This is a genomic window from Moorena sp. SIO3H5, assembly GCF_010692395.1.
GTDB lineage: Bacteria > Cyanobacteriota > Cyanobacteriia > Cyanobacteriales > Coleofasciculaceae > Moorena.
Map to the genome: position 1 here is coordinate 1 of NZ_JAAHHS010000241.1, position 11,861 is coordinate 11,861.

The window sequence follows — 11,861 nt, forward strand, 5'->3', positions numbered from 1 at the left end:
CTTATATACAGTAATCATTACAGTAAATTGGTTTTAATATTACGCTTACAGAGGTTTGCAATTCAGTTAGGTACAAAATTACCGGTTTTTAGGGAGCAGGGAGCAGGGAGCAGGGAGCAGGGAGAAGGGAAGAGAGAAGAGGTAATAGGAGAAACAATGTGTACCTGATAGTTATGCAAACCACCGTAACCAATAACTATTGTAATGGCAAAATGAGCAGAAATTGTTAAATCAATCTAGTCATTTCCAAATCACAAGGTCGAAGCTAGTCTACAGTAATTTTTATTATATAAAATTAAGTAAATTAATTGTCAACCTAATGAGATACACATAATTTTTATGTTTCCTCTTTTCTACTCCCTGCTCCCTGCTCCCTGCTCCCTGCTCCCTTTCCCCTTTCATCTTTTAGATTTCAACTAACTCACGAACTAGAGAGGCTAAACGCTTTCCACTATCCCTAATCGCAAGACTAGCTGCTTTTTGTTTCATCTCTTCTAACCTAGTTGGTGACTTGAGTAAAGCCAGCACTTCCTGTTCTAATGTTTCGTGAGTCAACTGGTCTTGACGAAATACTAAAGCAGCACCAGAATCCTTAAAGCTAGCTGCATTGAAAGCTTGATGGTCTTCTGCTGCATAAGGGTAGGGAATCAGAATGGCTGGTGTTTCAGTTATGGCTAGCTCCGTTAAGGTTCCGGCACCAGCACGGCTAATAGCTAAGTTTGCCCGTTGCAGTAATGGTGCCATCTGGTCATAAAAGGGCATAGACAGGTACTGAGGATGGCTAAGGGTGTTCGCCTCTGGGTCTTTGTCTCCGGTTAAATGAACAATCCAAGCACCGGCTTCAAACCAGACGGGAGCACATTGGCGCACTAGTTTATTCACTGCCACTGCTCCTTGGGAACCCCCAACCACCACAATCAAGGGTACCTCTGGTGGAATCGGGAGTTCTAGTGCCTGACTCTGTTGAAAACTATCCCGCACTGGTGTACCAACGGTTACGGTTTTAATCCGGGGTAGGTACTTGGAAGCGGCTTCAAACCCTATGGCTACAGTATTGCAAAAGGGACTCAGCCACCGGGTTACTTTTCCGGGAATAGCGTTAGATTCATGTATAATGGTAGGTAGACCCTGCAACCGTGCTGCCATAATTGCAGGTCCAGCGATGTAACCCCCAGTGGTGAAGACACCATCAAATTTACCCTCTCTCAGCAGTTGCCGCACTTGCCAAATGGAACTGACCAGGCGGGTAACGATGCGCAGAGTACCGAGACCGAAGCGTTGTTGAAAGCCTTCTACGGCAATGGTGTGCAGGGGATAGTCTGGTGGTAGCAACTCATTTTCAATGCGGTCAGGAACACCAAGCCACTCGATAGTGTAATTGGGTAAGTGTTGGGCTACTGCGAGGGCGGGAAATATATGTCCCCCCGTACCACTAGCGGCAATCAGCAATCGAATGGGTGACTTAGACACGGCTATTGGTCTCCTTGATCAATTGGGTGAGGGACTTTTGTGTTGGGTTAATGGGAGTGGGGATCCCCCCTAACCCCCCTTATTAAGGGGGGGAATGGAGTCGGGAATCGGGAATCGGGAGTGTCGAGATCAGGGCTGTCTCCACTAGACATAGGTTATCAAACTAGATTTGATATCATTGGTGAAACGTTGATGGTTGATTGGTTAGTGGCCTTACTCCAAGGGATTACCGTTTCTCCAATCACCAATTATTAATTACTAATTACTAGTTACTAGTTACCAGTTACCAGTTACCAGTTACCAGTTACCAGTTACCAGTTAACGATTACCAATGACCAATCCAGCAACCTTACTGCAACGACTATCCCAATCTTTTACTACTAAAGTCAAGTCTATTTCTTTGGACTGGTCAGTATTTGTACTATTAACGGCAGGGTTGACCCTCGGCTCTCCTCTGAAAGCCGAAGCAGATAGTCCGGAAACCGCACCGCCTCAGCTTAAAGATACCCTCAGCCAAATTGATCGCTTCGCTAATAGCAAGGATGTTGAAGGGTTGCTGGGATTCTATAGCGCTAATTTTGCTAACTCCGATGGCTTAAGTCGGGATTTGATGGGAGAAGCGTTGGTTCAATTGTGGCAGCGCTACCCTGTGTTGAATTACCGCACGGAACTGACGGATTGGCAGCAAGAGGGCAACGCAATTGTGGCAGAAACAGTGACTTATATTACTAGTGACCAGCCACAGGATGCTACGAAGACCAAATTTGAATCGACTTTGCGATCGCGTCAGCGCTTTGAAAACCAAAAAATTGTCTATTCAACCATTTTGGCAGAGCGATCGCAAATCACATCAGGAGCCAATCCTCCCAAGGTAACGGTGAAGTTACCAGAACAAGTCCGTATTGGTCAGCGATTTAATTTTGATGCCATTGTCACCGAACCCCTTGGAGATGATTTGCTGCTGGGAGTAGCTATAGAAGAATCCGTCAGCCCACAGCGCTATACTAATCCCACTGATATTGACCTGGAATCTTTGGCTGCCGGGGGAATTTTTAAGATTGGCCGAGCCCCACTGTTACCAGAAGACCGCTGGATTTCAGCGATATTAATTCGGGGAGATGGGATGATTATGATTACTCGACGGTTAAATGTAGTTGAGTAATTAGGTTTGAAGGGAGTAGGGAGTAGGGAGTAGGGAGTAGGGAGTAGGGAGTAGGGAGTAGGGAGTAGGGAGTAGGGAGATGGGGAGATGGGGAAAATTAGCCCTATCTATCTTTTACGAGCAATGTTAGAGCCCTGGGGGTAAGCGGTGGGTTACTCTTGCCTATTGCCTTTTGCCTTTTTATGGAATTCCCTATTGCTAGCATGCCTTTTGCCTTTTGCCTTTTTATTCAATACCTGTGTTTACAAGCAAGATACAAACACCCTGATTGTGCAAGGATTTCTAAACTTAAACAAACCAGCAGGTTGGACATCCCACGATTGCGTTGCTAAAGTGCGGCGTCTGCTACGGCTGAAACGAGTAGGCCATGGAGGAACCCTTGACCCAGCTGCTACGGGGGTTTTACCGATTGCTCTGGGTAAGGCAACCCGACTGTTGCAGTATATGCAGCAGGATAAAGCTTACAAGGCTACGGTGAGACTGGGAGTGAGGACAACTACTGATGATTTGGAAGGAGAGGTGATTGCTACTCAGTCTGCACCCCAGTTGACTCTGGAGTTGGTCAAGGGTTTCTTGAAACAGTTCGAGGGCACCATTCAGCAAGTGCCACCAATGTATAGCGCTATTCATATCAAGGGTAAACGGCTCTATGATTTAGCCAGAGCTGGTGAAGTGGTAGAGGTACCAGAACGAACGGTAGAGGTTGAGAAGATCGAGGTTTTGGATTGGCGTGGCGGGGAATTTCCGGAAATTGATTTAGCGATCGCATGCGGTCCTGGCACCTATATTCGCTCCATAGCCCGGGATTTAGGAGATGCCCTCGAAACCGGTGGTGTGCTCGCTGCTCTGACTCGCACTCGCAGCAGTGGCTTTGATTTAGCCGATAGTCTGACATTAGAAGAATTGACCCAACAGCTGGAACAAAGCCTATTCCAGCCAGTGTCCCCTAGTGTAGCTTTGGGGCACTTACCCTCTGTAACCTTGTCCCCTGATCAAGCCCGTCGCTGGTGTTTAGGACAGCGTATCTCTTGGGATGATACTCTAGTTAAAGTCTCTACCCTTGAAACCTCCACAAGTCCTGTGCAAGTGTACCACGAAGATGGCAGTTTTTTGGGTATTGGTAAAGTTATTTCCTCAACCTCTGGAGTATTGCTTGCTCCTCAAATGGTTTTTGTTTGAAAATGGCAAACACTAAATCGGCCACTGTTCAAGACCTAGTTACAGTTCAGGAAGCTGCTCAAATCTTGGGTGTCTCCTCCGATACCATACGTCGGTGGGAAAAGAAAAAGCTGCTCAGAGCAAAGCGGTCTGAACGAAACTACCGCTTTTTTGACATAGAAGAGTTAAAACGAATTCAAAGGAAGTATCAAGGCCTAGTTACTGGGGTTGAGTTTCGTGTTCTAAAGAGCAAACCCACTAGCTTCAGAGTCATTGAGTTATTTGCTGGGTGTGGAGGCATGGCACTGGGCTTTGAGAACGCTGGCTTAACCACCAAGCTGTTAGTGGAGATTGATAAAGACTGCGTAAACACTCTGAAGCTGAATAGACCTTCCTGGACAATCATACCTGAGGATATAGCCAATGTTGATTTTACCGAATACAAGGACAAGGTAGAGATTGTGGCTGGTGGAGTGCCCTGCCAAGCTTTCAGCTATGCCGGTCTAGGTAAAGGTTTTGACGATACTAGAGGGACGCTCTTTTTTGAGTTTGCACGGTGTGTAAAAGAAGTACAGCCGAAAATAGCACTGGTTGAAAACGTTAGAGGTCTGATCCACCATGACCAAGGCAGAACCTTATCCACTATGCTGCGAACCTTAGAGGATTTAGGCTACAACCCTACCTATAAGTTGCTCAGAGCGCAGTTTCTAGATGTTGCCCAAAAGCGGGAGAGGGTAATTATCATTGCGGTTAGAAGAGACTTAGACCTAAACGCAATATTTCCTAAGGAAAAAGATTACACTATTTCCCTGAGGGAGGTGCTCAAAGATTGCCCTAAATCAATAGGAGCAAAATACCCTCCCCGCAAGAGAGAAATTATGGAATTAATCCCACCAGGAGGTTATTGGCGGAACTTACCAATAGAGCTTCAAAAAGAGTATATGAAAAAGAGTTTCTATCTCGGTGGCGGCAAAACCGGTATGGCTAGGCGGCTTTCTTGGGAAGAACCTTCCCTTACTCTCACCTGTAACCCAGCTCAAAAACAGACCGAGCGGTGTCATCCTGAAGAAACACGACCCTTGACAGTTAGGGAATATGCACGTATTCAGAGCTTCCCTGATGATTGGGAATTTACCGGTTCTCTATCATCAAAGTACAGACAAATCGGCAATGCCGTCCCTGTTAATTTAGCTTACCACATTGGACGATGTCTGATTGCGATGTTGCAAGGGGAATTCGATATAGAAACGATGGAGAAGTGTTGAACTGTAAACATATAGCAATTCTACGACTTGTGAGGTACAAATATCTGGGTTTTAGGGAGCAGGGAGCAGGGAGCAGGGAGCAGGGAGCAGACATTAGGCAAGAGCCAAGAGACAAAAGCCAATAGTGAAACAATTATGTGTACCTCATGAGTCCTAGAAACGCTATAAAAAGGAAGATTTAGTTATGATTTAGGAATCCTAAATAAATTCTGAGAATTGTTGATCCGAAGTTCCCTACTCCCTACTCCCTACTCCCTACTCCCTGCTCCCTGTTCCCTGTTCCCTTTGCTATTAATAGTTAGCAATCCCAAATCATACCTTTTCCAGAGCAACTCTTTTAAATAAACAATACAATGGTTGTTTATTTCACTACAATAAATAACAATTAATATTAAAATAGCAATCTAATCAGCATACTTAAAGATAATAGAAATGGAATAAAATCTGTCCAAGCATTTGACAATCAAAGAAAATAAAAAGGAAAATAAAAGTAAACTTTATGAGCAGTAAATTTAGCCTTGTGAATCGTAGACTATTCTTATATCTCGGTATGGCATTCGTCATTGGCTGTCAAAATAATTTATCTTCTACAAAATATCAAAAAAAATTTGGATTAAAACAAAAAAATTTAACTTATCAAAATTCACAGTTGGGATTTAGTTTTTCTTATCCTAAAGGCTATCAACTACAAAAAAATGAGCAAACTGTTTATGTGTGGAAAGACGCAGATTATCTAAATATAGATGATTTTGTGAAAATAAATACTATTGACATCGGTATTGTGGATAATCCTGAAAATCTATCACCAATGGAATGGGCTAAAAAGCATTATTTGATAGAAGGAAAAGTTACTGAACAGCTTGTGGCTTCCTCTGAAGCAGTGGCGTTTACATGGAGTGGGATGTGGGTTTTCCGTTCTATTGTCCTATCTCATCGGGAGCCAGGTAAATTAATTATGATTACTTGGGATCAGGAGATGACTGAGTATAAAGCAGTATTTGATCAAATTGTCTCAAGTTTTAAGCTACTTTGATATAACTTATTTGGTAATTTTTGGCAAAATAAACACCTGCGCTCCTGCCAGATCCACCCTCCCCATCGTATTTGGGTCTTGATGACCGCTAAAACTCATCACTAAATACCAGCAGTTTCAACAACTCGGCGTTGAGACAGCAATCAAACAGAAAACAACGCCGCACGTATAACTAATCTATTTATTCCTGCTGGTTGATTGACAAATTTGGCTTCTTAGGTTGGGTTTCCCTATGTTGAACCCAACCCTGGCAAAGGTTTTGTTGCGCTTAACTACCTCGCCACCGCTCCCTAAGAAAAATCAAGGGTTTTAGGAGTTTTGTCAGTCAATAGGATAATTAGTCAACCAAATATGATATTAATAATACAGACAGACTAATACACTATAGTGTTTGTATTTGAGATGTAAACCTGTATGGTCTTGTTTTATTGTCCAATAAAACTCCAGACCTCTTTTCCATCTTGTCTATTGCCTTTTGCCTTTAGCATGCCTTTTTCAGCAATTGTGTTTACAACCCAGATACAAACGCTTTATGACTGTACAAACCCAAAAACTATCACCGTTAAGACTAATACTAAAAGTATTGATATCGTTAGTATTAGTCGCTATTTTTGCTATAGGAGCTACCTTTGCCCTCTCAGGAGAATCGTTGATGAAATTTCCAGGAAAACAACCTACCAATATTGGGATTCAGTCCTCAGGGCAATTAGCATCTTGCCCAAATACCCCTAACTGTGTCAGCAGCTATAGCCAAGATGCCGAACATGGTATTGAACCTTTAGCTTACAACTCAACCCCTACCGAAGCAATAGCTAAGCTGAAAACTGTGATCCAAAACCTAGAACGAACAGAAATTATTGAAGAAACAGACAACTATCTCTACGCACAATTCACTACTCCTTTAATGGGGTTTGTGGATGATGTAGAATTTTTGTTGGATGACAGTGCTAAGGTAATCCATGTTCGCTCTGCCTCCCGTTTAGGAAAATCCGATTTGGGCCTTAATCGGAAACGGGTGGAAATAATTCGAGCGGAATTGAGCTGATTTTTATCAAATAAATAGTCATTAATTTTGTGAATTAATCCCGTTGGTGGGCAGTGCCTAGCAACGGGATTTACTTGCTTATGTTATCTGTTTCTAGCACTGCCCACCCTACATAAAACTGCCCACCCTACATAAAACTGCTCCCTGCTCCCTGCTCCCTTCATCAAAGTGTTAATTTAGCATAACAAGTACGGAAGACCCATTTATTATTAGCTTGACATATTCTCTAGGCTTTGATAGTTTGGTTCTGGCGGTTAATTATCTAACCAGTGCTGGCATCTGATACTCCGAAAACTATTTCTGGATATATCCCAAAATATAGTTTTGGGCGAAGCCGAATTGGTAATAATTACTGTTAGGTACCCCATTAAAAAAAATGGATAAAATTATAATGAAAAAGTTTGTATCTCTTGTGGTTTCGTTATTGTTGGTATGTTTTACCTTGCTTGGTGCTGCATCCCCAGCAAATGCTGGATATCAGGCACGATTTTCTGACTCTGGAACTTCAGGACCACGTGCTGAATTTGGTGTAACTCAAGATGCTACAAAGTACATGATTATAGGAGCATACGGCAATATCAATAATATCGATACTAAGAATCGCCCTCTGAAAATCTACTCTACTTCAAAGAATCCAATTACCATTCAGATCACTGAGCTTCCTAATGCTTCTACTGCTCCTGCTGGTGCAGATTTAGAAAGTATTGTAATCGACAAGAATACTGGCAAGTTGTACATCACATCGTTTAATTAGCACTAGGGCGTGTCTTTTTGCTTCGGAGATCCCCCATTATCCCCCTTAAAAAAGGGGGACTTTGAGTATGGATCCCCCCTTTTTTAAGGAATTTTGATTAGCTAGGGTAGGCTATTGCTTACCGTTTGAATCTGAACCCACATTCTTCATTTCGTGAGGAATGTGGGATATATTTTTTTGGTAGATTAACTACTAATTGATGGATATAGCAATTCTACTCCCTACTCCCTACTCCCTACTCCCCGCTCGCTGCTCCCTGCTCCCTAAAATCTAGTACTTTGGACTTCACTAAATATAAAAATGCTATCAGGTATAACACATTCACAATAATTAGGAAAATTTTACCTATCCAAGAGTCAATCATAGAGAAAGTAACAATTGTTGCTACTAGCACCAACAATTTTTCCACTGTGGATACGGTATGACCATGATGCTTGGGGTCCCAGTAAGAGAAAGGACTAATAAAACGATAGTTACTAACAGGAAAAAAGTGCCGGTGAGCATCATCGTTGTGAACTGGTAAATCTAGTAAAGAGTGCAGTATCATACTCCAACATAGAATTTCCCAAAGTTGCCATCCCCAGTAATGGCTGATGATTACTCCACATAGGGCTAGGGGAAGAGAATGAAAGGTAGCAACAAGGTTCTGCCAAAAGGGCAGTTCGTAGGTTTGTGACCAAATCTGGTACTCTGGTTGACGACGAATTAATTTTGCCCAGATGTAAAGAATAAAAATTGGTAAATCTGGTAAGATAGCACCAATTGTGATGGGTAAAGCTGCCTGAAATTGAGTCTGTTGATTCAAAACAGCAAGGTTAATAATGGCGTGGCTAGGAGTATTCAAGGGTTAGTTTGTTGATGAATTTGGTTGAGCGATATTGCTTATTATTTTAAGGCAAAAGGCAAGAGGCAAAAGGCAAGAGGCAAGAGGCAAGAGGCAAGAGGCAAAAGGCAAAAGGCAAAAGGCAAGAGGCAAAAGGCAAAAGGCAAAATTAAAGAGGGATTTAAGGGATGCAGCGCTATAAGGTATAATAGTCACCCATTGATGTAACTCTTTAGGTTTAGCAATCCATTCTGCCTGATAAGTCAGGGTTAATTATAGTGTTGAATTCAACGTTAAAGTCAAAACGAAATTCAAGGTCAAAGTCGAAACCAAATAACCGTAAGCATTCCAACTCTCCCATCCAGCGGCTGATTGGTTACACTCAGCCCCATCGTTCCCTAATCTGGAAAGCGATCGCATGCTCAATCCTCAACAAAATCTTTGACTTAGCCCCTCCGGTCTTGATTGGGATGGCAGTGGATGTGGTGGTAAAACAACAAGATTCCTTGATTGCCCATCTAGGAGTAAGGGATATCTTTAGCCAACTGGTATTGCTGGCATTCCTGAGCTTTATTGTTTGGGGATTGGAATCCGCCTTTCAATATGCTTACGAACGATTGTGGCGGAATCTGGCTCAAACCATTCAACACGAATTGCGCCTAGATGGTTACTCTCATCTGCAATCGTTGGAACTGGGGTATTTTGAAGATAGTAGTACAGGGGGATTGATGTCTATCCTGAGTGATGATATCAACCAACTAGAACGCTTTCTCGATATTGGTGCCAACGAAATTCTCCAGATATCCACAACCATTATTATTGTCAGTGCGGGCTTCTTTATCGTTGCTCCCAATGTAGCTTGGATAACTCTGATCCCTATCCCCTTTATCCTCTGGGGTTCGATTACCTTTCAACGTCTGCTTGCTCCCCGTTATGCAGCAGTTCGGGAAAAGGTAGGGTTACTCAATGGACAGTTAGCGAATAATCTAACTGGGATTACTACCATTAAAAGCTTTACAGCAGAAGACTATGAAGCCAAGCGGATTGAGACACAAAGTCTAGGGTATCAGCACAGTAACCAGAAAGCGATCGCATTTTCTGCCGCCTTTGTCCCCTTGATTCGGATGTTAATCCTATTTGGATTTACCGGAATTTTGCTTTACGGTGGTAAGTCCGCAGCCGCTGGGGAACTAGCAGTAGGCACCTACAGTGTCTTAGTTTTCATGACTCAGCGCTTGCTGTGGCCATTAACTCGACTGGGTAACACCCTCGATCAGTATCAACGGGCCATGGCATCTACTACTAGGGTGATGAATCTGCTGGATACCCCAATTGCCATGCACTCTGGCGATACACCATTACCTAGGTCTGAGGTTAAAGGGGAATTGGTATTAAATAATGTTACATTTGCGTATCGTAATCGCCCCCCTGTGGTAGATAATCTTTCCCTTCACATCCCCGCCACCAAGACTATCGCCATAGTAGGTTCCACAGGGTCTGGTAAAAGTACCTTAGTGAAACTGTTATTAAGACTATACGAAATCCAAGCAGGTTCGATAACCCTTGATGGGATTGACATCAGACAGCTCAAGCTCAAAGACTTACGCCATGCCATTGGTCTAGTTAGCCAGGATGTATTTTTATTCCACGGCACCGTAGAAGAGAATATCACCTATGGCACCTTTGATGCCACCACCGAGGAAATAGTTGCTGCCGCTAAGACCGCAGAAGCCCATGAATTTATCATGGATCTGCCCCAAGGCTATGACACCATTGTGGGAGAGCGGGGTCAGAAACTATCTGGAGGACAACAGCAACGAATTGCGATCGCACGAGCACTATTGAAAGACCCCCCAATCTTGATTCTAGATGAAGCCACCTCCGCTGTTGATAATGAAACCGAAGCCGCCATTCAGCGCTCCCTAGAAAAGATTACCCAAAATCGCACAACCATTGCGATCGCTCATCGGTTGTCCACAGTCCGCAATGCCGATTGTATTTATGTCATCGAGCAAGGCAAAATAGTAGAGCAAGGACAACATGAACAGTTGTTAGAGCAACAGGGAATTTATGCCATGCTGTGGCGGGTACAGTCTGGCGTGAAGTAATAGGAGTGTCGGAAGTTAAAAGGGAATAGGGAACAGGGAACAGGGAACAGGGAATAGAAAATAGGGAATAGAAAATAGGGAATAGAAAATAGGGCAAAAATCCTGTGTACCTCATTTCTATCAAAACCGCTATATAACTTTAAACCTGCTAACCTTGGCCAAAAGGCCACCCTTCGCGAACAACTTCCTAACCTTTAACTTGATAACTTTAAACCTGCTAACCTTGGCCAAAAGGCCACCCTTCGCGAACAACCTCCTAAGCATAAAAAAAATAGCCGTAGAAATTATTTCCACGGCTGGCGGAAATCCACAGTAAGTCGATTTCACTACTTATGTTATGTGACTTTGTTCCATGACCAGTCCGATCATTATCCTACTTGATTAGACCTGGTCTTATAGCTAGGGGGAAAACCCCCCAGCTGCTTAAAATCTTAATCCAGAATTAGGTACCTCGTCAAAGTACTAATCACTTCTCCAGGCATGCCACTCGGCTCAAGAGGAGTCCACTCATAAAGTTGTGCGTAGCCCTGAGTATACAGGGAATAGATGGTATTCATTACTGCCTTACGGGAGCCCTTAAGCCTGTGCTCAACCGGTTCTTTCTTCCCGAAAAAAAACTGAGAAGTATTCCCCGGAATTAGACACTCTGGATTATTGTCAGGATTCGGAACAAAGTCTGTAAACATGATTAACAAATTCCATTGGTTTGCATAGTATAATCATAATTATTATATTTTTATGTGTCAAGAGGTTTTATAATTTTTTTTTAAGCAAATAGAGGTAAAAGTGTGGGGAATGTGGAGAGTGTGATTAGAGTTTAAATTATATTTTGTAAAATTAAATATTTGTCTTAATTAAATCGCTTTTAAAACAAATAAATTAGGAATTATTCATCCTTTATAGTTGTAAATATAAATTATTCCATACTAATGAGGTACAAAAAATTTTTTCCTTCTTCCCTACTCCCTGCTCCCTGCTCCCTGCTCCCTAAAACCAAGCTTAAAGCTTAATAAAAAAAAGCGTTCGCGTAGCGAACGCTTTTA

At 42.8% G+C, this 11,861-nt stretch carries 12 protein-coding genes; 9 read left to right on the forward strand and 3 right to left on the reverse strand.

The features are described 5' to 3' along the window. Positions 1-405: 405 nt before the first annotated feature. Positions 406-1,470, reverse strand: coding sequence for an undecaprenyldiphospho-muramoylpentapeptide beta-N-acetylglucosaminyltransferase (gene murG, locus F6K52_RS23030; RefSeq protein WP_293083268.1), 1,065 nt, complete (start codon positions 1,468-1,470; stop codon positions 406-408). Positions 1,471-1,590: 120 nt separating this feature from the next. On the opposite strand from murG, the gene F6K52_RS23035 reads away from it, so the two are divergent. The 8 genes from F6K52_RS23035 (at position 1,591) to F6K52_RS23070 (ending at position 7,887) form a co-directional block, all read left to right on the forward strand. After that, positions 1,591-1,725, forward strand: a complete 135-nt coding sequence (locus tag F6K52_RS23035) for a hypothetical protein (protein WP_293083271.1) — start codon at positions 1,591-1,593, stop codon at positions 1,723-1,725. A 76-nt stretch (positions 1,726-1,801) separates the two neighbouring features. Further along, positions 1,802-2,632 (forward strand): nuclear transport factor 2 family protein, encoded by an 831-nt coding sequence (locus F6K52_RS23040; RefSeq protein WP_293083274.1) that lies wholly within the window; start codon positions 1,802-1,804, stop codon positions 2,630-2,632. Positions 2,633-2,902: 270 nt separating this feature from the next. Further along, a complete protein-coding gene (gene truB, locus F6K52_RS23045) occupies positions 2,903-3,811 on the forward strand; it encodes a tRNA pseudouridine(55) synthase TruB (RefSeq protein ID WP_293083296.1) in 909 nt (302 codons plus the stop codon). A 2-nt stretch (positions 3,812-3,813) separates the two neighbouring features. After that, positions 3,814-5,055, forward strand: a complete 1,242-nt coding sequence (gene dcm, locus F6K52_RS23050) for a DNA (cytosine-5-)-methyltransferase (RefSeq protein WP_293083277.1) — start codon at positions 3,814-3,816, stop codon at positions 5,053-5,055. Between the two features lie 216 nt (positions 5,056-5,271). Further along, positions 5,272-5,400 (forward strand): hypothetical protein, encoded by a 129-nt coding sequence (locus F6K52_RS23055; protein ID WP_293083280.1) that lies wholly within the window; start codon positions 5,272-5,274, stop codon positions 5,398-5,400. A 154-nt stretch (positions 5,401-5,554) separates the two neighbouring features. After that, the gene (locus F6K52_RS23060) at positions 5,555-6,088 is read left to right on the forward strand and encodes a hypothetical protein (protein ID WP_293083283.1); all 534 of its coding nucleotides are present in this window, start codon (positions 5,555-5,557) and stop codon (positions 6,086-6,088) included. Positions 6,089-6,620: 532 nt separating this feature from the next. After that, positions 6,621-7,133 carry a DUF1499 domain-containing protein gene (locus F6K52_RS23065; protein WP_293083286.1) on the forward strand — a complete coding sequence of 171 codons (513 nt, stop codon included), beginning with the start codon at positions 6,621-6,623 and terminating at the stop codon, positions 7,131-7,133. Positions 7,134-7,524: 391 nt separating this feature from the next. Then, positions 7,525-7,887: a hypothetical protein gene (locus tag F6K52_RS23070; RefSeq protein WP_293083288.1), complete on the forward strand. Its 363-nt coding sequence runs from the start codon at positions 7,525-7,527 to the stop codon at positions 7,885-7,887. A gap of 235 nt (positions 7,888-8,122) precedes the next feature. On the opposite strand, the gene F6K52_RS23075 is transcribed toward F6K52_RS23070, so the two are convergent. Next, positions 8,123-8,731 (reverse strand): hypothetical protein, encoded by a 609-nt coding sequence (locus tag F6K52_RS23075; RefSeq protein ID WP_293083290.1) that lies wholly within the window; start codon positions 8,729-8,731, stop codon positions 8,123-8,125. 338 nt (positions 8,732-9,069) lie between these two features. On the opposite strand from F6K52_RS23075, the gene F6K52_RS23080 reads away from it, so the two are divergent. Next, a complete protein-coding gene (locus tag F6K52_RS23080) occupies positions 9,070-10,818 on the forward strand; it encodes an ABC transporter ATP-binding protein (protein WP_293083300.1) in 1,749 nt (582 codons plus the stop codon). A 431-nt stretch (positions 10,819-11,249) separates the two neighbouring features. On the opposite strand, the gene F6K52_RS23085 is transcribed toward F6K52_RS23080, so the two are convergent. Further along, positions 11,250-11,504, reverse strand: a complete 255-nt coding sequence (locus tag F6K52_RS23085) for a hypothetical protein (RefSeq protein WP_293083293.1) — start codon at positions 11,502-11,504, stop codon at positions 11,250-11,252. Positions 11,505-11,861 lie beyond the last annotated feature (357 nt).

Excerpts from the sequence above, each read along its gene's own strand:
- F6K52_RS23040 (WP_293083274.1), top strand. The coding sequence starts at position 1,802 with ATGACCAATCCAGCAACCTTACTGCAACGACTATCCCAATCTTTTACT.
- dcm (WP_293083277.1), top strand. The coding sequence starts at position 3,814 with ATGGCAAACACTAAATCGGCCACTGTTCAAGACCTAGTTACAGTTCAG.
- F6K52_RS23060 (WP_293083283.1), top strand. The coding sequence starts at position 5,555 with ATGAGCAGTAAATTTAGCCTTGTGAATCGTAGACTATTCTTATATCTC.
- F6K52_RS23065 (WP_293083286.1), top strand. The coding sequence starts at position 6,621 with ATGACTGTACAAACCCAAAAACTATCACCGTTAAGACTAATACTAAAA.
- F6K52_RS23070 (WP_293083288.1), top strand. The coding sequence starts at position 7,525 with ATGAAAAAGTTTGTATCTCTTGTGGTTTCGTTATTGTTGGTATGTTTT.
- F6K52_RS23085 (WP_293083293.1), bottom strand. The coding sequence starts at position 11,504 with ATGTTTACAGACTTTGTTCCGAATCCTGACAATAATCCAGAGTGTCTA.